Source organism: Stackebrandtia nassauensis DSM 44728 (assembly GCF_000024545.1).
Lineage (GTDB): Bacteria > Actinomycetota > Actinomycetes > Mycobacteriales > Micromonosporaceae > Stackebrandtia > Stackebrandtia nassauensis.
This window is the reverse complement of the sequence record NC_013947.1, coordinates 696,445-717,095: the sequence shown is the minus strand read 5'-3', so window position 1 is coordinate 717,095 and position 20,651 is coordinate 696,445. Positions and strand designations below refer to the sequence as shown.

The window sequence follows — 20,651 nt, the reverse complement described above, 5'->3', positions numbered from 1 at the left end:
TTCTCCTCTAAGCCTCGAAGTGTCTGATGAGGTGGGGGCCCTATGCGTAGTCGGCCTGGTAGACCCGCGCGTCCTGCGCGTCGCCCTCTTCGGTGTTGACACCGATGGTGTTCAGGCGCTCCTTGAGCTCCTCGAGGGTCTGGTTCATATCCGTCGACTTCTTCTGGACCGGTCCCTCGACCAGCTGTTTGAACGCTTCGACGGTGCGGCCCTGACCTTCCATCCCGGTCGAGCTCTTCACCAGCCTCTTCATGGAAGCCTCGAACTCCTGGACGTGGCCGAGGATCTTCGACTTCATGGCTTCGAGCGCTGCTTGATCGACAAGCTGTTCATCGCCACCGGACATAAGCGACTCGCCTTCCGTAATAGCTCTGATGTTCGTTGTGAACTGGAATAGGAAACCCAGCGGGTTTTCCGACCCCAGCTTACTATCGAATAGCGCATTGGAAAGATCTCGCGAAGCAGTTTTCAAAGAAAATGCGTTAGTGCCTTATATCAAATTCCGGACATATCATTTTTTAATTGCCGAAACGCGAGGGCGACCACGCCGTCTGAATCAGGGAGTTGCCATCCCGCTTGATGAGCAGGCCCCGGCCGGGTGGTTGCGGCAGCGGCCGGACATTGCCGAAAACGGCGCCTTCCTCCCGGGGACCGGACATCATCAGCACCGGAGTCTGCAATTCGGTGAGCCGCTGGATGACATTTTGGTACATGGCTCGCGAAATACCACCAATGTGGCGAGTCACTATCAAGTGGAAGCCGATGTCCCGTGCCTGTGGCAGCAGGTCGACGAAATGCGCCAGCGGATCGGGGCTCTGGGTGGACACGATGTCGTAGTCGTCTACGAGGACGTAGATCTCCGGGCCGGTCCACCAGTCGCGGCCGCGCAGCTGTTCGGGGGTCACGTCCGGTCCCGGCAGCCGGTTGCGCAGCGAGTTGGCCAGCCGCAGCGCCGCCTCGTTGGCAGCCTCGGCCCCGGCGGCGTACTCGCCGATGAGTTCCTCGTCCACCTCGCCCAGCAGGGTGCGGCGGTAGTCGATCATCAGGACCTTGGTGGGGTTCTGCTCGCGGGTCTTGGCCAGCTGCTCGGTGAAGACGCGCAGCAGGTTGGTCTTGCCGCATTCGGTGTCGCCCACGATGAGCAGGTGCGGGCTCATGCTCAGGTCCACGCCGACGGGTTCCAGTCGCGCCTCGTCGACGCCGATCGGCAGCGGTCGCGCGGGCACCGGTTCGGGCAGCTCGGTGATGGGCAGTTCGCGCGGCAGCAGCCGGATCGGTTCGGCCGGAGCGTGTTTCCAGGCCTCGGCCGAGGCGGCCACGAACCGGGCCACCCCGTCGGCGAGGTCGTCGCCACTGCTGCTGCCGTCGACGCGCGGCAGGGCACTGAGGATCGCGTGTCCGGAGTGGATGATGCCTCGGCCGGGTGCGCGCTCGGGGATGTTCTTCTGCGCCTTGCGGTCGATCTCAGAGTCGTACTCATCGGACAGTTTCAGTTCCACGCGGGTTCCCATGAGATCGCGCAGCACCGGGCGCATGTCCATCCACCGGTTGCACGACAGCACCAGGTGCACGCCGAAGTTGCCGCCCTGCTGGGCGATGACGAGCACGTCGTCGTCCAGCGGCTCGAAGTCCTCCTTGAAGTTCTGCCAGCCGTCGATGACGAGGAAGACGTCGCCCAGCGGGTCGTCGACCTCGCCCCGGGCCCGCATGGTCCGGTAGCCCGCCATCGTCTCGACGCCGAGATCAGCGAACCGGGCCTCACGGTCGTCGATGATGGACTGGACCTGCGCGATGACCCGGCGCACCACCTCGCGTTTCTGTTTCGAGCCGACGCCGCCCACGTGCGGCAGGTCGGCGAGCCCCCGCAGGCTGCCGCCGCCAGTGTCGACGCAGTAGAACTGGGTCTCGGCGGGCGTGTGGCACAGGGACATCGCGCCGATGAGGGAACGCAGCGTGGTGCTCTTGCCGGTCTGCGGGCCGCCGACGACGACCATGTTGCCGCCAGCTCCGGACAGGTCGAAGGTGAGCAGGTCGCGGCGCTGTTCGAAGGGCTTGTCGATCCAGCCCATCGGCACGTGGAGGCTCCCCTGTGGCCAGTCGGGGGCGTGCAGGCCGCGTTCCCCGTCGACGGCCAGCCGGGTGAAGATCTGGTCCAGGCTCGGCGACTCCTCCAGCGGCGGCAGCCATACCTGGTGCGCGGGCGGTCCCTGCCCTTCGAGTCGGGAGGTGATGACCGACATCATGGTCTCCTTGGTCGGGTCGTCCTCCGCCGACAGCTGTTCCTCGTCCGGTTCGGGCTCCTCGTCGGGGGTCAGCGCCTCGGGCGGCAGCGGCTGGTGTTCGACGCCGTAGGGCAGCACCTTGGTGCGGGCGACGGTCCCGTCCTGCTGAACCGTCGTCCCGCTGATCTGCGCGGTCCGGTACTCCCCGGACACGTAGGCGCTGCGGAATCGCAGCATGGTGTCGGTGTCGATCTTCATGTAGCCGTGGCCGGGGGCCTGCGGCAGTTCGTAGGCGTCGGGGACACCCAGCACGGTCCGGGATTCCATGGCGGAGAAGGTGCGCAGGCCGATGCGGTAGGACAGGTGGGAGTCGAGGCCGCGCAGTCGTCCCTCTTCGAGCCGCTGGGAGGCCAGCAGCAGGTGGACGCCCAGGGAGCGACCAAGGCGTCCGATCATGACGAACAGGTCGATGAAGTCCGGTTGTGCCGACAGGAGTTCGGAGAACTCGTCGCAGATGATGAGCAGGCTCGGCAGTGGGGCCAGGGCGGCTCCGGCGCGGCGGGCGCGTTCGTAGTCACGTTGCGAGACATAGTTTCCGGCGTCGCGCAGCAGTTCCTGCCGCCGGATCATCTCACCGTTGATCGCGTCGGCCATCCGGTCGACGAGGTGCAGTTCGTCCTCCAGGTTCGTGATGACGGCGCTGGTGTGCGGCAGCCGGTCGAGGGTGGCGAAGGTGGCGCCGCCCTTGAAGTCGACGAGGACGAAGTTGAGTTCCTGGGACGAGTGGGTCACGGCCAGCGCGGTGACGATGGTGCGCAGCATCTCCGACTTCCCGGAGCCGGTGGCGCCGATGACGAGCCCGTGCGGGCCCATGCCGCCCTGCGCCGCCTCCTTGAAGTCCATGAAGACCTTGGAGCCGTTGGGGTCGAGCCCGATGGGAATGGTGAGGCGCTGCGCGTTGGGCCGGTCGTCCTTCCAGGTGTGCCGGGGGTCGACGGCGCCCGCGTCGCCGATGCCCAGCAGGTCGGGCAGCTCCATCGACACCGCCAGCGGTTCCTCGGCGGAGGTGGTGACGGTGGCCAGCCGGAACTTGGACAGCTGCCGCGCCAGGGCGGCGGCCGAGACCACGCTGAGCCAGTCGGGCCTGCCCAGGTCGACGCTGCCGCCGGGCTGGGTCATGACGAGTTTGTCGTGATCGACCTCCAGGCACAGCATCCACGGCTGGAGGCGTCGCGGCAGCTGCGGGTTGAACTCGATCACGGTCGTGCCCGACACCCCGGCGCCGGTGAGCATGCTGTTGCCGGACACCTCGCCGCCGTCGTGGACGACCACGACGTGCACGCCCTCGTGGATCGGGGACACGTTCTTCTGGAACCGGTTGCGGTCGGCGAGCTGGGCCGCCAGCAGACCCTCCAGTTCGGACATGCTGCCGACGATGAGCCGCCGCGCCCCCACGGCGTCCAGTTCCTCGCGGTGGTTGGCGTGCGGCAGCCACTTCAGCCATTCCCAGTCCCGGCGGCGGCCGGGGTCGGCGACCACGGCCAGGCACAGGTCCTCGGGCGCGTGGAAGGTGGCCAGCTGGCTGAGCATCGCCCGCACCAGGCCGCGGGACGACCGGTGGTCGCCGCGCACGTACACCCGACGGAACGCCCGCAGTTGCAGGGCGATCGGAATGTTGGACACCGTGGACTGTGCCTTGACGAAGCGCCGTAGTGCCATGGCGCTCATGGGTTCCAGGTCCTCGACCGGTTTGGTCTCCGGGGTCTTGATGACCACCGACAGCTGCTGGGTTCCCACCGCGACCCGTACCTCGCCGAAATCGGTGTCGGTGGGGCGGCGTTCCCACAGCCGGGCCGAGGCGCCGAGCGTCCACAGTGAGGACGGATCGGGGTGGCGCCAGCGCATCGCCTCGCGTTGCTGATCGCCCGCGCGGCGCACTTTTCGCCGGGATTGCGCCAGATATCGCATATAGTCGCGGCGCGAATTGGTCATTTCGGCGGCGTCCTGGCCGCCTCGCGTGAATGACATTCCGACCATTCCGACCATGGCGACTCCGAACAGGCCGCCGACGACGAGCATTCCGGAATTGAAACCGCCGCCACCGCCACCGCCGGAAAAGATCCGGCCGGAGAACAACAGCATCATGGCCCCGACCATCGCCAGCATCGGCAGGATCATGAGCAGCTGCGCGATGTTGCGGGGCGGGGGTGCCGGGAGGTCCGGCGGCGGTTCGAGCTCCAGGTCACCGCTGGGAAGCGCTGGTCCCGGTTTACGCGGGCGTCTGCGGTAGGTCACCGTGCTCATGGCGCTCCCAGCTCCCATTCATCGAGGGATGTCATCGTATCGGTGTCGACAGTCAATAGTTACCCGTAACAATGTGGATTCGACTACGCGCAAATGTCCGGAATAATAGGAAAAATGCGTGTCAAGGCAACGGATCGCGCTATTTCAATTGCCAATTCGAGGCGGTATTCTCGGCAACGGAATCCCTCTGTTTGGAGAGCTAATGGCCCCGATCACCGCTACCGGTCTGTGCCGGGTAACCGTCGTGGCACCACACACCAGAATGGACGTCGCACTGCCGGTGCACGTGCCGATCGCCGAGATCCAGGCGGATCTGCTGTTGCAGGCCGCCGCCTCCCCCAACGGCGAGTTCTTCGTCAACGACGGCGTCAAGGGCGGCGGCTGGACCCTGGCCCGGCTCGGCGAACCGCCGCTGAACCCGGACCTGTCCCCGGCGCAGTTGAAGCTCACCGACGGCGAGGAACTGTACTTCCGACTCGCCGCCGACACCGCACCGGCCACTGTGTTCGATGACGTCATCGACGCGATCGCCACCGCCGCTTCGCATCGGGCCGGGAAGTGGCAACCGTCCACTTCGCGCAAGGTGGGTCTCGTGACGGGGACCCTGGCGCTCGCCGGCGGTCTGGTGACGGCGGCGACCATGGCGGGCGGGCTGGCGGGGTCCATCGTCCTGTCGGCCGGGGTGGTCGCGCTGGTGGCGTGCTGGGCGCTGGCGCGCGCCTTCGAGCAGCACCACGCCGCCGTCCTGCTGGGACTCATCGGCGTCGGCTGCGGGCTGTTCGGGGGCGCGATCCTGCTGATCCCCGCGGCGGAGATGTCCGACCTGGGCGCCGTCCATCTGCTGGCGGGCGGTTGCGTCGGCGTGGTCTACTCCGCGTTGGCGGGGCTGGCCGCCGAACGCTCGGCGCCGCTGTTCCACTCCGCGGCGGTCGCCTGCACCGGCCTGATCCTGGGAACCGCGCTGCGCACCTGGCTGGAGGTGCCGACGCAGGCCGCGGCGGCCACCGTCGCGGTGTTGGCGCTGGCGGCGATCCCGATGCTGCCGATGCTGTCGTACCGGCTCGCCCAACTGCCGATGCCCGACATTCCCCGTACCCCGCAACAACTGCGCGCCGATCTGGAGACTTTGGACGGTGAACTGGCGCTGAAGCGCAGCGCCCGCGCCGACGACTACCTGTCGGGGCTGCTGGGGGCCTGCGCGCTGATGATCGGCGTCTCGTTGCCGTGGCTCGGCGCCGCAGAGACCGTCTCGGCGTTCATCCTGTGCGCGCTGCTGGCGTTCGTGGTCCTGTTGAAGGCCAGGGACTTCAGCACGCTGCGGCAGCGGCTGCCGCTCATCGTCGCCGGGCTCGTCGGGGTGGGTTGCCTCGCCCTGGCCGGTGGGCTGTGGCTGGAGGACGGCTGGCGGCTGGGCATCGTGGGCGGCGGCCTGATCGCGTTCGCGGCCTTCACGATCCTGTTCTCGCTCGTGGTGGCGGGCAAGCGGATCTCGCCGGTGTGGGGCCGCACCGGCGACATCGTGCAGATCATCCTCACCCTCGCCGTCCTGCCCATCACGCTGTGGGTCTGGGACGCCTACTGGTGGATCCGCAACATCTGAGCACGCGCGAAGTCCCCGAACCGTGACGGGTTCGGGGACTTCGTGACGGGTCTCAGGTGAAGGACGTGACCGAGCCGGAGCGGTCGGTCTTCGTGCCGGTCTCCGGTTCGGGAGCCGGGGGCACGTATCCGATGACGGGCGGTGCCGCGTCGCCGGTGCCGAAGGGGTCGTCGTCCTCGGCGAGCCAGGTGTGCTCACCGCTGCCGCCGCCTTCGCCGCCACCGCCGTGGCCGCCCATCATGCCGCCCATGGGAATGCCGCCGATGCCGCCGCGCCCTGCCGCCGCCGCGTTGGCGCCGACCGGGATCGCGCCACCCGGCACGCCCGCCGCGGCACCGCCGACGCCGCCACCGGCGACACCCGCGCCACCCCCGGCGGAACCCAGACCGCCACCTCCGACCGAGGCACCACCGCCACCGGCCGAACCGAGTCCGCCGCCGACTCCGCCGCCGTCGGCGAGACCGCCGCCGTCGTAGTCGTCGTCGGGGTCCCACTCGTCGGAGCCGGTGCCGTCGTCGCCGGGGTACTGCGACTCCGGGTCGTCACCACCGGGGTACTGGCTGCCGGGATCCTGACCCCCGGGATCCTGCGACCCCGGGTCGTCACCGCCGGGGTACTGGGATCCCGGGTCCTCGCCGGGACGGTCGCCGGGCTTGTCGCCGGGACCACCGTCCTGCTCTCCGGGTTCCTCTTCGGAGCCACCGTCCTGTTCGCCGGGTTTCTCACCGGAGCCGCCCTTGTCGTCGCCCCCCTGGCCGCCACCGCCGTCCTCGCCGCCGCCGGTGGGCTTCTTTCCCTTCTCGCCGTTGGGTCCCAGGCTCTCGATCTTGGCCGCGGCCCTGTCGTCGGCGCTGCGGGCGGCCTTGACGGCGGCCTTGATCCTGGCGTTGAGCGGATCGACCTTGCTGACGGCCTCCTTGTACAGCTGCTTCTCGCGCGGGGTCAGGTTCTCCTCCCCGCCGGGACCGAGGTCCTTGACCGCGAGAACCCCGTTCTGCTTGTCCCGCCACTCCAGGAAGGGATTCTGGTTCGCCTCCTCGACGACCTTCTTCAGCTTGTCCTGGTTCTCCGACAGGTCCTTGGACAGGTGCTTCAGCGTCTCGGCGATGTCGTCGAACTTCCCACCGGCGTTGCGAAACGGCGGGGCCTGGATGTTGAGCGTGTCCTGCAGCAGTTTGCCGTCCTGCGAACGGTAGTAGCTGGGGACGCGGCCTTCGAGCTGCTCGATCTTCTTGGCGTGCGAGCGCATGCCGTCGCCGAAGGTGCCACTGTTCGCCCCGGCCTTGTCGACGTCCTGCACCTGCATCCAGTACAGCTCTTCAAAGGTGATGGAGCTCTTGGCCATCACGGATCTCCTTCATCGGTGGTCATTGCCGAGCGGGTCGTGTCAGGAAGTCGGGAGCGTGGTGGGCTTGGGCACCACCAGATCCGGCCGGAAGTCCTGCCTTCCGTTCTTGTCGGTGTCGACCCATGCCTCACCGTTGGTGCGGGTCGCGTCGCCGGTGGCCGTCACGTCGCCGGCGCGCTCGTTGCCCCACTTCACCCATTGCGAGACCGTCGTCTTCAGGGCCGCCGCCGAGGCCAGCTTGGCGGTGTGCCCGCCGTCCAGCGTCACGGTCTTCGGACCGGTGTGCAGGTGGGTGCGGATGTGCCCCGCGACCCCACCCATGCGTTTGGCCTCACCGGGGATCTGGTCGGTGTCGACCGCGACGCCGTCGTTGACGTTCTGGTTGAAAGCCTTCACCTTCGGATCGGGCTCGGTCATGTGCGTTCTCCTTTGCTGAGCTACCGGCCCGGATATCCGCCGCCGGTGGGTGCCGAGGCGTAGGCCGCCACCGCCTGTTCACCGTCGAAGCGCCACAGTCGAATGCCGCACTCCCGGGCCGCGTCGGTCAGTTCGGCGGCGACGCCGTCGTCCACTTCGTCGTCGTAGGCCACCCGCAGCAGTGATTCCACGGTGATCTCGGTTTCGGAGGTGCCGCCGCGCCGCCAGGGGCGCAACGTCACCGAGAGCGTCGAGAACGACGCCGACACCATCGCCAGCGCTGTCCACAGTCGGCGGAGGCCGTTGATGTCGTCGACGCTGCCGTCGATGCCGAAGGTGACGTTCAGCTGGGATCCGATCCGCCAGCCGCTCCATTCCTCGACGGCGCGTTCCGCCAGCGAGGCCGAGACCGTCTCGCCCGACACCGAATGGGTCAGCACGACCCGCAGGCCGTCGGCTCCCAGTACCCGGTGGCCGACACCGGCGTCGGTGAGCCGCTTCAGCAGCCTTCCGGTCATCGCGGTGACGGCGCGGCGCGCGCCCTCGACGCCGCCGCCGCGTTCCTCGGCGACGGTGTAGGCGTCGGTCACGTCGAGGCGGATCGCCACCCAGGTGGTGTGGTGGGAGACGGTCGGGTCGTCGCCCAGCAGCTCCCGATAGGACTCGATGCAGGCGGCGTCGGGGTCCAGTTCCGCGCTGGGAGCCGGAATCAGGTGCGAGACGATCTGGATGCCGCTGACCGTGGCCGCCGGATCGAGCAGCACCCGGGCCACCGACCCGAGGGTGCGGGCGCTCAGGCCGGTCGGCGTGCCGGGATCCTCGTCCTGGATGGCGATGCCGACGAACCAGCCGTTGCCGTCGAACCCGATGCCGTACTCGACGTCGCGCTCGATGACTCCGGCGATGTTGAGCCGGGGCGCCAGGGCGGAGAGGGTGTCTCCTTTGGTCGGTGTGACCCGGGCCCGCTTCCGCAAGCCCCGCTGGCGAAACCGGACGGCGAGCCGGTGGCCGACGCCCCTGAGGCTGAGCAGCACGATCGCGGCGATCGCCAGCGCCGCCACCCCGGAGGCGATGTAGCCGGTCGGTCGCGGAAGCAGCCAGGCCGGTGCCGAGGCCGCCGCCAGCACCTCGCAGGCCACGAGTCGTCCCAGGCCGACCGGACCGATTCCCAGGCGCTCCCGACGAGGCTCCAGCCCAATGGTCGCGGCCATGGTCGTCCTTTCAATTCCATTGAGGATTTGATGTGGGGAGCTCGTTGACAATTGCACAGTATCAATAGCCCAGTGGATTTACCAGCCGCCGACGACTATCTTTTTAGTTGCCGCACAACGATTTCCGATAAGCCTGAATTGCCAAACCGGAATATCTGCATATAACCAATTAAGTGGTACTAGTAGGAGAAAGGTCAGGATGCGGACAAAACGCGAACAGGTGCAAGCGCATCGCTTCGTCATCAGGCGCATAGTGTCCGGAATGATCCAGGGGAATCCGGAGGCCATGGAATTCCCGATGCGCCGGACCGCGGGCTCGATGATCGGCGGGCTGGCGATCGCGCTGCTCGTGTTCGCGGGCTTCTGGGTGGTGGGCGCGCTGTTCAACCTCGGCGACTGGCAGGAGCAGGACGAGGGCACCATCGTCGTCGACGAGGAGACCGGCGCCACCTACGTCTACCTGAAACCCGCGCTGTATCCGGTGGAGAACCTGACCTCGGCCCGACTGTTCCTTGAGGACGGTGGCGAGGCCCCGCTGGTCCACGTCTCCACCAGCGACCTGCACGACGTCCCGCGCGGCGACCGCTTCGGCATCGCCGGGGTGCCGGTCGCCCCGCCCGCCGCCGACGAGCTGGTGAGGCTGCCGTGGCAGGTGTGCAGCGCCCCCAAGGACGGCAACGACAAGAAGCAGGAAAGCCACGTCACGCTGGAGGCCCCGAAGGCGAAGGACCGCCTGGGCGGCAAGGGACAGCTGGTGGTCGCCGACGAGGAGTACTCGCTGATCTGGAACGACCTGCGGTTCCCCGTCCCCGACCCGAAGGTGCTGCCGTCGGTGGGATTGCAGGCCCAGGACGCCGTGACGGTCAACAACGCCTTCCTGCAGGGGATCAGGGTCGGGCCGGACCTCAAAGTCCCCGAGATCCCCGGCGGGGACGACGAACACGAGCTGCCCGGCAACGACGACGCCCGCAACGGCGACATCTTCAAGTCAGGCAAGGTCACCTACGTCCTCACCGCCGAGGGCTTCGCCGAGGCCACCGAGGTCGGGGTGCTGCTGCTCAAGAAGGGCAACGCCCCCATCCCGACCGACATCGACAGCGATGTCGTGGAGGACAACCACAGTGACGAACCGGCGCAGCCGGAGGCGTGGCCCGACGACGCGAACGTCATGCGCGACTCGCCGCTGACCGGCAAGGGCGTCGTGTGCGCCGTCTACGACTCGGCCGACGATGACGACGTCGCGGTGGCCACCTATCCGGCGGACAAGGCGCCCGAAGCCATCACGAAGGCACCGTCGACCACAACGGACAACGACGAGGACGAGACCAGCACCGCCGACCACGTGTGGACGCCCGGCGGCCGGGGCGCGCTGGTCCGGGCGGTCGGCACCGCCGACGCCACCGACGGGACCGTCTACCTGATCGCCGACAGCAAACGGTTCGCGGTGCCCGAGGCGGCCCTCGAACCCCTCGGCTACGGCGAGGTCACCCCCACACCCGTTCCCCGGTCGCTGGTGACCCTGGTCCCCGAGGGTCCGTCACTGGACCCCGAGAAGGTCCGCGAGGGTTTCACCGAACTCCCGGAAAACAAATAAACTGCCGGGAATCGGACCAAAGACGCATTCCAAACATATTTTTACGCCTTTCCATTCGTCAATTCCTGCGCTAATGTCAATGCCAGCAATCCGTTGAAAGGCAACCTCTCGATGACTTCTGCGCCAGTGGAACCCACGGATGTCAAGCCGCCGGTACTCAATGAGGCCAAATACGCTTCCACCCCGATTAGCACCGGTTCCGGAACAATTCCCGGCTCCGCCCCGCAATACGGGGAAGAGTCTTATATCGACACAAATGCGGTCGAAGAATTCTCATCCTCAACTTTCGCACAACTTCGGGAAAAGTCGGATATGGGCGCCGAGGCGGTCGGCCGTGCCAGTGCCTCGGCACTGGGCACCTTCCCCGAGGCCGTCCAGGCCCTCGCCGTGCACGACAAGATCCGCAAGGAGTATCTGCGGCGTTTCGGTCAGCTGTCGGGCTTCATCACCGACAGCGAGAAGCAGACCGGTCGCATCCTCGTCGGTTACGACCGGCTCGACCGCGAAGGCCGGGCCAGTTTCAGTCGCGTTCCCGGACAGGAGATCTGACGACCATGGGTAACTACAGTGAAATGAGTTACGAGCAGCTGGTCGCCTACGTCATGTCGGGCGATCCCACCGCGCTGACACAGGCGGCCCGGGACTGGAAGCAGGCCACCCAGTCCGCCGACGAGGTTCACGGCATCCTGCGTCCCAAGGCGCAGGTCGTCAAACCGTCCTATCGGGGCACCGACGGTTCCGCCTACGGCGAGCGCCTCGACACCCTGGGCGGCTTCGCCAAGCAGCTGAACGTGGACGCCCAGGACGCCTACGAGGGAATGCTCAACGCAGCCACCGCTCTCCAACAGGCCCAACGGCAGGCGGAACCGATCATCGCCATGGTCGAGGCCGCCTCGGGCAAGGAGAAGGAGAAGCTGAAGAAGCTGGCCGCGAAACTGCTGGCGGCCATCATGGAGCAACTCGCCGCGGCCTATCAGGACACCGTGGACAAGAAGTGGCACGATCCGGCCCCCGGTCCCGAGGGCACCGGCGACCAGGCCGAGGACCGCTCCCGGCTTCCCTGGGACACGGCCCCACATGGCCAGGACCCCACCGGCGTCCAGCCCCTCCCCTACCCGACCGGCCCGGGCTACGGCAGCGGCGCGTACCAGCCGTACGACCCCCAGGACGGACTCCACGGCGGCGGCGGTCTGGCGGGCGGCGCCACCTCGGCCCCGACCCTGCCGACCGGCCCGGCCGCCAGCGCCCCGGTCGCCGCGGCCACCACCGCCGGAGCCATCGGCGCCTCCCCCTCGGTTCCCCCGGTCATGGGCGGCCTGGCCGCGGCGGGCGGCGGAGCGGCGGCCCCGTCCCCGGCTCCCCGGGCCGCCGGCCGCGCACCCGGCTCCGCGGCCGGGAAGTCGGGTCCGATCGGCGCGGGCCTCATGCCCCCCTACAGCCCGCACGGCGAGGACGACGACGAACGCGGCGAGCACACCTGGCTCACCGAGGACGAGATCCCCTGGACGCGTGAGAACAGCGCTCCGGTGGTCATCGGGAAGCAGGAGTACCGCTGATGGGTGGTCCGCTCGACGGGATCAAGATCGCTCCCGACAAGGTCATCGCCTTCTCCAACGAGGTGACGCGCACCGGCACCTCCATTGACGGAACCGCGGCGAAGATCCCCAAGATCAAGATAGACATCGCGGAGCTGGAGTCGGCGAAGGCGTTGGAGACCTTGTCTTCCAACTGGTCTCACAACGCCAGACAGCTGGCCATAAAGGTCGATCACGCGGCGCTGGCCATCAACAGGGCCGCCCGCGGCCACAAGACCGACGACGATACCGGCGCCAAAGCGTACAAGTAGTCACGACTCACGGCGAAGTGGACGAATGCTTTCATTTAAAACTCTGTATGAGGCTGAATTCGGCAGGATCACCGTCCCGGCCAACGGCGCGCAGGCCGTCGGCAAGGAATTCGACACCGCTGGCGACCAGATGGAGTCGCACGCGAAGCGACTGCCGGGAATGTGGGAGGGCAAGGACGGCGAAACCGCTGTCACCCTGCTGCAGGATCAGAAGGTCCCGCTCGAGGGTGCCGGTGAGGTGTTCCGCAAGACCAGCCAGGTGCTCACCGATCTCGGCTCACGGCTCAAGACACAGCAGGACAACGTCCGGCAGACCGTCTCGGAAGCCGAGACGCGGATACCGGCGAAGGTCAACATCGCCGACGGCAGTGTGACCCCCGAACCCATCAAGAACCCGGAAAGCTACTCCGACGCCGCCCTGATCCGAGAGAGACAGCGCCGGCAGTCACTGGCCAAGTCCTACGCCAACCTCTTCAAACAGCAGCTGGAGGTGGCGCGCCAGGTCGACCGACGGGCCAAGGGATATCTGGACCGGCTCGACCAGTACAAGGACGCGGGCAAGGCGTACAACGTCAAGGTCGAGGACAAGGGCCCGGGTCTCATCAAGAAGCCCGAGGCGGGACTGATCTACAAGGACGGCAAGTGGCAGCCGTCCACAGAGAAGTTCCCGCCCACCCACTACATGTCGTGGCGCAAGAACCCCCAGACCGGGAAGTTCGAGCCCATCAGGGATTCGGCGGGCAATTTCGTCCCCGCGTTCCGGGACCCGAACACCGGCGAGATCATTCCGGCGCTGGTCGACAACCGGACCGGGCGGCTCGTGACCGACCGGCAGGGCAATCCGATCCAGGTGATCCGGGATCCCAACTATCGCGGGGATCCGCTCAACGCCCACCTCATCGCCGCCAACCCGGACGCCGACCCCAGGACGCCGCAGAACCGCAAACCGGTCCACCCCACCATCAAGCTCGCGGAGAAGGGGGTCGGTGGCGAGCACACCTGGCTCGGCGACCCCAAGGGCGGCCAGTCCGAATTCCTCGGCGGCGATCTCAAGCACAAGACGACCCTGTCGTCGGGCTGGAACGCCGGGGCGGGCGCCGAGGTCTCCGACGGCAACGCCTTCGGGAAGGCCGAGATCGGTGGCAACCTGATCAAGTTCGCCACCGAGGCCGACTACGGGAACGGACCGTTCAAGGCGAAGGTCGGCGGGGAGGCCCTCATAGGCGCCAACGCCGAACTCGAGGGAAGCATCGGCAAGGACGGCGTCAACGCCAAGGCCGGAGCGTTCGCGGGCGCCAAGGCGAAGGTCACCGGGTCCACCGAGTTCGCCGGCGTGGGCGTCGGTGCCGAAGCCGAGGGCTGGGCGGGTGCCGGAGCCGAGGCCGAGTTCAACCTGGGCCGGGGACCGGACGGCAAGTTCCACATCGGAGGCAAAGTCGGTGTCGGCCTGGGCCTCGGCGGTAAGGTCGGCGGCAACGTCACCATCGACCCGAAGGAAATCGTCAAGTTCGCCAACCCCTTCGACTGAGACACGCACCTACGACGAACGGACCAACCGTGGCCACGAACCTGCCGATACCCATCGAGTTCAGCCTGCCCGCGGGCTGGCGTCCCGCGCCTCCCGACGAGGTCGGCGCCCCGCAGGCCGCCTTCGTGGCGCTGCACCCCCGTCCCGACGACGGGTTCACCGCCAACATCACGATCAGCGGTGAGTTCCGTCCGGACGCGGCGTCACTGGAGGCAATAGCGGACGACGCGCTGGAGCGCGTCCGGGCCTTCGCCACCAATGTGGAGGTGAGCAAGCGCAAAGCGCTGGGCACCGAGTCGTCGCCGGGCTTCGCCCAGTCGGTGTCCATGACCGTGGACGTCAAGGGCCGGACGCGCGATCTGGTGCAGCGGCAGCTGTTCATGGCCTACGTCGACGCGGAGGATTCCCGCAAGCGCGTGGTGTTGCAGCTGACGTTGACGGCCACGCCCGGCCAACTGGACGAAGCCACCACGGACTTCCACGCGTTCATCGCCACGGTCCAGCCCGACCGTTCCTAGCGCACAGCCACAGGGAGCCCATCGATGACCGCAGGCGAGTACATAGAGTTCGCGGCCGTGACCAAGGCGGGGAACAATGTGGAGCGAATCGGTGAGGAGATCACCGACACAGCCTCGCGGCAGGCTCGCCACATCGTCGAGGGCGGCAGGGGCATGACGGGTTTCTCCACACCGAGCATTCTGGACACCACGGCGGGAAGACTCAGCGGTCAGACCAGGAAGCTCGGCGAACGCGCAGGCGGCACCGGCAAGGGCATCGTGACGTCCGCCAAGAACCTGAACCAGCTGGACGCCGACGGCGCCAGCGGCTTCCGCAAGGGGCACCGCGACGTCGACGGGGACCTGACATGGTGACGGTGTCCGAACTGGAGAACGCCAGACCCGAACAGCTGGAGGGCAGTGCCAGGGCGGCCCGGAAGGTCTCCGTGGACCTGGGCGAGCACATCAACCGCACCAGCCGGGCGTGGTCGGCGTTGCAGGCGACCTGGTACGGCCCCGACGCTCACACGGCGGGCGCGAACCTGCACCACCATCGCCTGGACCTGACCCAGGCCCGACTCGCCTACGGCCGCATCGATTCCGCGCTGTCGGACTTCGCCGGGGAACTGCGGCAGGCACAGAAGCTGCTGAAGTCGGCGCTGGCCCGTGCCGACGGCATCCACGCCACTGTCACCGACGACGGGACCGTCCGGGTCAGCGACGAGGTCATGAAGGGCAAGTCCTCCGCCGAGCGCGCGAACATCAAGGCGCAGTTGAAGACCATCGCCGACGACATCGCCAAGGCGCGCACCAGGGCGGTCACCGCCGACCGGCAGGCGGTGGCGCAGCTGACGGGCGTGTCCATGCCCGACGGTCCCGACATCGACGCGACGCCGCTGTTGAAGGACGTCCCCACCGATCCGCAGCTGGTGAAGAAGTGGTGGGACGGTTTGAATCCGGATCAGCGCGTGGCGCTGATCACCGCCGACCCCAAGCGGATCGGCGGACTGGACGGCGTCCCGGCCATCGACCGGGATCAGGCGAACCGCTTGTACCTGGACAACGAGCAGGAGCAGCTCGCGGCGCGCAAGCGGGCGGCGCAGGCCCGGATCGCCGAGATCCAGCGGCTCGGCGACCAGGGCAAGGGAAGCCCGGCGCTACTGAGCGAGGCACTCGAGCTCCAGAAGAAGATCGCCGGGTTCGACGAGAAGGCGAAGCAGCTCAACCACTTCGAGGAGAAGCTCAACGAGTCCGATCCCCGGTCGTCCACCGAACGCCGGTTCCTGCTCAAGTTCGATCCGGCCGGTGACGGGCGGGCCATCGTGGCGGTGGGCAATCCCGACACCGCCGACAACGTCGCGACCTTCGTTCCCGGCACCGGGACCACGATCGCCGACGACACCAACCTGTTCAACCGGGGCGCGATCATGCAGAGCGACGCCACCCTGCGCGACCCCACCGCCACCACCTCGGTCATCACCTGGCTGGACTACGAGGCGCCCTCGTTCGTCTCCTTCGGACCCGAACCGGGACCGGCGACCACCGGAAGCGCGGAGACCGCCACCGACCTGGCGCAGTTCCAGAACTCACTGCGGTTCACCCATGAGGGACCGCGTTCCCGCAACACCATCCTGGGACACAGTTACGGTGCGACGGTCGTGGGTTACGTCGCCGACCGGCAGGGACTGGACGTCGACAACATCGTGTTCGTGGCCAGTCCCGGCAGCGGGCAGGGCCTCGCCGGAGACGCCGGGGACTTCCGCAAGGGCCTCGACAAGGACAACCGGCTGCGGGTTCCCACGGTCTTCGCCACCCGGGCCGAGAACGACCCGATCCAGGCGGTCTCGGGTGCCGGTGGCGGCCTCGCCGGGACCAACGGTCCCGACCCGACCGAGGAGGGCTTTGGTGCGAAGGTCTTCCGCAGCGACCCGGGAACGACCCTGCTGCCTCGTCCTCAGGGCGACAACCGCGGCGAGTGGGGCTACGGCGGCGCCCACTCCGACTACTGGAACGGCCCCAACAACCCCGAGTCGATCTACGAACGGCCGCAGGTCAATGAGGCCCGCGACAACTTCTCCCGGATCATCACCGGCATGGACGATCAGGTCACGGTGGACACTCCGACGGTGCATCGAGGACGGATCGCGTACTAGAACGTGAACCGCAGCGGCCGGAAGGCGTTGCGGAATCCGGTGACCTTGCTCAGCAGGTGGTACGGGACGCGGTAGCGGTTGAGCGGGACCTCGGCGTAGTCGCAGAAGATCGGAGCGTCGTCCATGAGCGACAGTCTCGGATTCCATTTCTCGACCTGGTGGGGATCGTCGATGCCCCAGTACATCCTGTAGCCGCTGAGGGAGCCCACCCGGGCGATCCAGGGCGCGATGACGTCGAAGATCATCTGCCCCTTGGGGAACCGTTCGGTGAGCCGGTGCAGCAGGGCCTTGACCTCGGAGACGGGAAGGTACATCAGCAGGCCCTCGGCGATGACGAGCAGCGGACGGCCAGCGGGCAGGTCGGTCAGCCAGTCGGGGTCGGTGACCGACGCGGCGATGACGCGGTAGCCGGGCCGGGGCGGATAGAGCTGGCGGCGCAGCTCGATGATCTCGGGGAAGTCGAGGTCGATCCAGTCGACGGTGGCGGGGACGTCGAGGCGGAAGGCCCGGCTGTCGAGGCCGCAGGCCAGGTGCAGCACCACGGCGTCGGGGTTGGTGGCCAGGAACTCCCGGGTCCAGCCGTCGAGTCGTCGGGCGCGCAGCGTGACGACGTAGCGGTCGCCGGAGGCGATGCGCAACTTGAGCGGGATCCGGTCGTAGACGCTGTCGATGATGCGGCTGGCGTGACTGTCACCCAGTACCGGTTGCCGGGAACGGTTGTCGCGATCCCGGCAGTAGAGGGTGAAGAGCATGGTCTCCTTCACCCCGGCGAGTTCGACCCTGTCATCGTCCACTGTCGCCTCCGTTGTCGGCGTGGCGAACCTGTCCGCTCAGGTTACGCCGCGACGGGCGAGCACGGCGGCGATGGCGATCAGCCAACCGGTGACTAGCCCCCACAGCAGTCCGAAGGCCAGCGCCGCCAGCGCGTGTCCGGTGTAGACGCCGATGCTGTCGCGGGTGTCGAAGGACGCGACCACGGCGCGGATCGCGTTGGCGGACATCGCGGCCACGATGGTGCCGAGCCAGCCACTGAGGAACAGCCGCGCGGCACCGGCGTCCGGGTGTCGGGTTCTGGTGCCGGAAACCCACAGCGCCACCATCGCGACGAGGAACGCGGCGGCGAGGGTCTCGGTGATGGTCTGCCACCAGGTCGTCGTGCCCAGCGGCCACAGTCGCAGGGCGGGCAGGGCGGCGGGGATGCCGAGGGCGGAGGGCACGTTGAGTTCGCCGAGCCGCGCGAAGAGCCAGGTGGTGAACCAGCCGTTGCCGAACAGCAGGCACAGCACGAGGGCGCCGGTGGCGGCGGCGACCTCGACCGGCTTATCGCGAATCAGTTTCATGTTCGCATGCTAACGTGTCCGCACTCACCTTGGAGAGACAGCGGCGAGGAGTCCCCCATGCGACGCGCCCGATGGTTCGGCGTCCTGTTCGCCGTCGTGATCCTGCTGGTCGGGGGCCTGGCCTCGGTCGTGCGAGGACAGCCGGAGTCGCGGGTTCCCCGGTTCATCACCGACGACGAGGGGCGCGCGCTCATCCTGCACGGCCTCAACACCGCCTCCAGCGCCAAGAGCACGCCCGACGCCATGCCCGACCTGTCCGAGGACGATGTGGAGCGGGAGTACCGGGACATGGGCACCAACTTCGTGAGGTTCCTGATCCAGTGGCGGGCGGTGGAACCCCGGCCCGGCGAGTACGACGAGGACTATTTGGACAAGGTTGCCGAGCGGGTCTCGTGGTACGAGAAGCGTGGCTATCACGTCATGCTCGACATGCACCAGGACCTGTACGGGCCCGGCGTGACGGCGAAGGGCGACGTCGGCAACGGCGCTCCGCGGTGGGCGACCGAGACCGACGGGCTGCCGGTGTCGGCGCAGGAGCAGTGGGAGCTGTACTACCTGGAACCCGGGGTGGTGCGGGCCTTCGACAACTTCTGGGGGGCGGCCTCGGACGCGACGTTGATGCGGCACTACGCCAAGGCGTGGGGCGAGGTCGCCGACCGGTTCGCCGACGCCGACGCGGTGCTGGGCTACGACCTGATGAACGAGCCGTGGGGCGGTTCGGTGCAGGGGGCGGCCTTCGAGTCCGGGCCGCTGGCGGAGTTGTACCGGCTCAGTATCGACGAGATCCGTGACGTGGACGCGGACAGCTGGATCTTCCTCGAACCGCAGGCGGTCGGCGTCAACTGGGGACTGCCCTCGGCTCTGCCCGCTGTGGACGATCCGCGTCGGGGTGAGAACCGGATCGCGTTCGCGCCGCACCTGTATCCGCTGCCGATGGATCTGGGCGACGACTACGCGACGGTCAAGGGCGAGGTGGACGCGGCGATGACCACCTGGAGCGACAACGTGCTGCGCACCGCCCAGCGACTGGACGCCCCGGTGGTGCTGGGCGAGTTCGGTCTGGACGCCACCCGGCCGGGCGCGTTGGACTATGTGGAGTCGGTGGCGGATCTGGCCGACGCCACCGGGATGGGCTGGTCGTACTGGTCCAACGATCCCGGCGGCTGGGGACCCTACGACGAGGACGGCAAGGCCAGTCCGCTGGTGAAGACCCTGGACCGGGCGTATCCGCGCGCCGTGGCCGGGACGCCGACGGCCATCGACAGTGACGCCGACTCCCTGACGCTGACCTTCCGGGGCGACCCGGACGTGAAGGCGCCCACCGAGATCTACCTGCCGCGCGGCTTCGGCGACGGCGGTGAGCTCGACTGCGACGGTTGCCAGTCCGATTGGGACGCCGACCGGCGGGTCCTGAGCGTCGCGACCGTCGCCGACGACGAGCAGCACACGATCACGGTCACCGCTAAGTAGTCACGATCGGGGCGGGGCGGTGGTGCCGCGCACCACCATCCGGGAGTCCAGCAGCAGCTCGACCCCGGCCTCGCGGCTGCCGCTCAGTTGGGCGTCGGCGGCGCGCACGGCCAGTTCCGCCAGTTGCCCGACGTCCTGGCGGACCGTGGTGAGGTCGATATGGGACAGTCCGGCGATGTGGCTGTCGTCGTAGCCCACGATGGAGACGTCTTCGGGAACACTGACCCCGGCCCGGGTGAACACGTCCAGCAAACCGATGGCGCACAGGTCATTGCCCGCGAACACGGCGGTCGGCAGTCGCGGTTCGGCCAGCAGGGTGCGGGCCGCCGCGGCGCCGGACTCCTCGGTCTGGTCGCCGCCGATCACGCGCACCCGCTCGGCCAGCCCGCGTTTGCGCATGAAGTCGCGGTAGGCCCGGCGCCGTTCGGCCGAGCCCGGACCGGAGCCGCCGTCGACGTGGACGATGTCGCGGTGACCCAGTCCGATGAGGTAGTCGACGACCTCGCCGACCCCGGGTCGGTCCCTTGTGGTCACGATGTCAACCGGAGCCCGCGATACCTTGCGCCCCACCACGACGGTGGGCACCCGGCGGCCCAGCTCGGCGACGTCGCGGGCCGGGATGATCGGCCCCAACAGGATCAGCGCCTCACTGCGATGGCCGATGAGCGCCTCGATCGCCTGGTTCTCGTCGCGGGAGGGCACGTGCGCGCTGAGCACGATGTCATAGCCGAGTTCCTCGGCGGCCGGGTAGATCGTCTCGACCACATCCACGTGGAAGGGATTGCGGACGGTGAACAGCACGCCCAGCACCCGGCTGCGCCCGCGCGCCAGCAACCGGGCGGCGAGATCGGGCCGGTAACCCAGTTCGGCGGCGGCGCGGAACACCCGCTCCCGGGTCTCGAGGCTGGCGCCGGGCGCGTTGCGGAACACCAGCGACACCAGGGCCCGCGACACCCCGACCCGCGCGGCGACGTCGGACATCGTGGGTCTTCGGGGCCGACGGGACCGGTCGGAACCGGTGGTTTCGTCGCCAGGCGTTGTGCCATCCATACCGGACGCTCAGCCTTCCGTCGCTAATTATTCGAGTTGGCCGCTTGACACCGATTGTGACGCGTGCCATG

18 protein-coding genes are annotated in these 20,651 nt (G+C 68.0%); 10 read left to right on the top strand and 8 right to left on the bottom strand.

Translation table 11 applies throughout. The annotated features are described in order from the left end of the window. Positions 1-40 precede the first annotated feature (40 nt). Both SNAS_RS03355 and SNAS_RS03350 read right to left on the bottom strand, forming a co-directional pair. A complete protein-coding gene (locus SNAS_RS03355; protein WP_041624523.1) occupies positions 41-346 on the bottom strand; it encodes a hypothetical protein in 306 nt (101 codons plus the stop codon). 172 nt (positions 347-518) lie between these two features. Then, on the bottom strand, positions 519-4,526 hold the full coding sequence (locus tag SNAS_RS03350; RefSeq protein ID WP_013015963.1) for a type VII secretion protein EccC: 4,008 nt from the start codon (positions 4,524-4,526) through the stop codon (positions 519-521). Between the two features lie 202 nt (positions 4,527-4,728). On the opposite strand from SNAS_RS03350, the gene eccD reads away from it, so the two are divergent. After that, positions 4,729-6,126: a type VII secretion integral membrane protein EccD gene (gene eccD / locus SNAS_RS03345; RefSeq protein WP_013015962.1), complete on the top strand. Its 1,398-nt coding sequence runs from the start codon at positions 4,729-4,731 to the stop codon at positions 6,124-6,126. Positions 6,127-6,178: 52 nt separating this feature from the next. Here the strand turns inward: eccD and SNAS_RS32305 are convergent, their stop codons facing one another. Genes SNAS_RS32305 through SNAS_RS03330 form a run of 3 tightly spaced genes read right to left on the bottom strand, consistent with a single transcriptional unit; the run spans position 6,179 to position 9,102 of the window. Beyond that, on the bottom strand, positions 6,179-7,471 hold the full coding sequence (locus SNAS_RS32305; RefSeq protein ID WP_013015961.1) for a hypothetical protein: 1,293 nt from the start codon (positions 7,469-7,471) through the stop codon (positions 6,179-6,181). Between the two features lie 42 nt (positions 7,472-7,513). Further along, positions 7,514-7,891, bottom strand: coding sequence for a hypothetical protein (locus SNAS_RS03335; protein WP_013015960.1), 378 nt, complete (start codon positions 7,889-7,891; stop codon positions 7,514-7,516). Positions 7,892-7,911: 20 nt separating this feature from the next. Continuing rightward, positions 7,912-9,102 (bottom strand): type VII secretion protein EccE, encoded by a 1,191-nt coding sequence (locus SNAS_RS03330; RefSeq protein ID WP_013015959.1) that lies wholly within the window; start codon positions 9,100-9,102, stop codon positions 7,912-7,914. Between the two features lie 199 nt (positions 9,103-9,301). Between SNAS_RS03330 and eccB the strand changes: the two genes are divergently transcribed. The 8 genes from eccB (at position 9,302) to SNAS_RS03290 (ending at position 16,720) form a co-directional block, all read left to right on the top strand. Further along, complete coding sequence (gene eccB, locus SNAS_RS03325; RefSeq protein WP_013015958.1) at positions 9,302-10,696, top strand: type VII secretion protein EccB; 1,395 nt, start codon at positions 9,302-9,304, stop codon at positions 10,694-10,696. A gap of 312 nt (positions 10,697-11,008) precedes the next feature. Further along, complete coding sequence (locus tag SNAS_RS03320) at positions 11,009-11,245, top strand: hypothetical protein (protein ID WP_013015957.1); 237 nt, start codon at positions 11,009-11,011, stop codon at positions 11,243-11,245. A 23-nt stretch (positions 11,246-11,268) separates the two neighbouring features. Further along, positions 11,269-12,252 (top strand): hypothetical protein, encoded by a 984-nt coding sequence (locus tag SNAS_RS03315; protein ID WP_041624522.1) that lies wholly within the window; start codon positions 11,269-11,271, stop codon positions 12,250-12,252. Beyond that, positions 12,252-12,542 (top strand): hypothetical protein, encoded by a 291-nt coding sequence (locus SNAS_RS03310; RefSeq protein ID WP_013015955.1) that lies wholly within the window; start codon positions 12,252-12,254, stop codon positions 12,540-12,542. The genes SNAS_RS03315 and SNAS_RS03310 overlap by 1 nt, the downstream gene beginning before the upstream one ends. 25 nt (positions 12,543-12,567) lie before the next feature. Beyond that, positions 12,568-14,070: a hypothetical protein gene (locus SNAS_RS03305; protein ID WP_013015954.1), complete on the top strand. Its 1,503-nt coding sequence runs from the start codon at positions 12,568-12,570 to the stop codon at positions 14,068-14,070. 29 nt (positions 14,071-14,099) lie between these two features. Beyond that, positions 14,100-14,588: a hypothetical protein gene (locus tag SNAS_RS03300; RefSeq protein WP_013015953.1), complete on the top strand. Its 489-nt coding sequence runs from the start codon at positions 14,100-14,102 to the stop codon at positions 14,586-14,588. Between the two features lie 24 nt (positions 14,589-14,612). Beyond that, entirely contained in the window at positions 14,613-14,942 is a 330-nt protein-coding gene (locus SNAS_RS03295; RefSeq protein WP_013015952.1) for a hypothetical protein, read from the top strand. Next, positions 14,936-16,720, top strand: coding sequence for an alpha/beta hydrolase (locus SNAS_RS03290; protein ID WP_013015951.1), 1,785 nt, complete (start codon positions 14,936-14,938; stop codon positions 16,718-16,720). Before SNAS_RS03295 ends, SNAS_RS03290 begins: the two co-directional genes overlap by 7 nt. Here the strand turns inward: SNAS_RS03290 and SNAS_RS03285 are convergent. Together SNAS_RS03285 and SNAS_RS32300 are read right to left on the bottom strand one after the other, a co-directional pair. Next, positions 16,717-17,514, bottom strand: coding sequence for a class I SAM-dependent methyltransferase (locus tag SNAS_RS03285; protein ID WP_013015950.1), 798 nt, complete (start codon positions 17,512-17,514; stop codon positions 16,717-16,719). The genes SNAS_RS03290 and SNAS_RS03285 overlap by 4 nt on opposite strands. A 36-nt stretch (positions 17,515-17,550) precedes the next feature. Further along, positions 17,551-18,060 carry a hypothetical protein gene (locus SNAS_RS32300; RefSeq protein ID WP_013015949.1) on the bottom strand — a complete coding sequence of 170 codons (510 nt, stop codon included), beginning with the start codon at positions 18,058-18,060 and terminating at the stop codon, positions 17,551-17,553. 57 nt (positions 18,061-18,117) lie between these two features. On the opposite strand from SNAS_RS32300, the gene SNAS_RS03275 reads away from it, so the two are divergent. Next, positions 18,118-19,530, top strand: a complete 1,413-nt coding sequence (locus SNAS_RS03275) for a cellulase family glycosylhydrolase (protein WP_013015948.1) — start codon at positions 18,118-18,120, stop codon at positions 19,528-19,530. Here the strand turns inward: SNAS_RS03275 and SNAS_RS03270 are convergent, their stop codons facing one another. Beyond that, positions 19,531-20,511 carry a LacI family DNA-binding transcriptional regulator gene (locus SNAS_RS03270; RefSeq protein ID WP_013015947.1) on the bottom strand — a complete coding sequence of 327 codons (981 nt, stop codon included), beginning with the start codon at positions 20,509-20,511 and terminating at the stop codon, positions 19,531-19,533. It lies immediately after the preceding gene. Between the last annotated feature and the right edge of the window lie 140 nt (positions 20,512-20,651).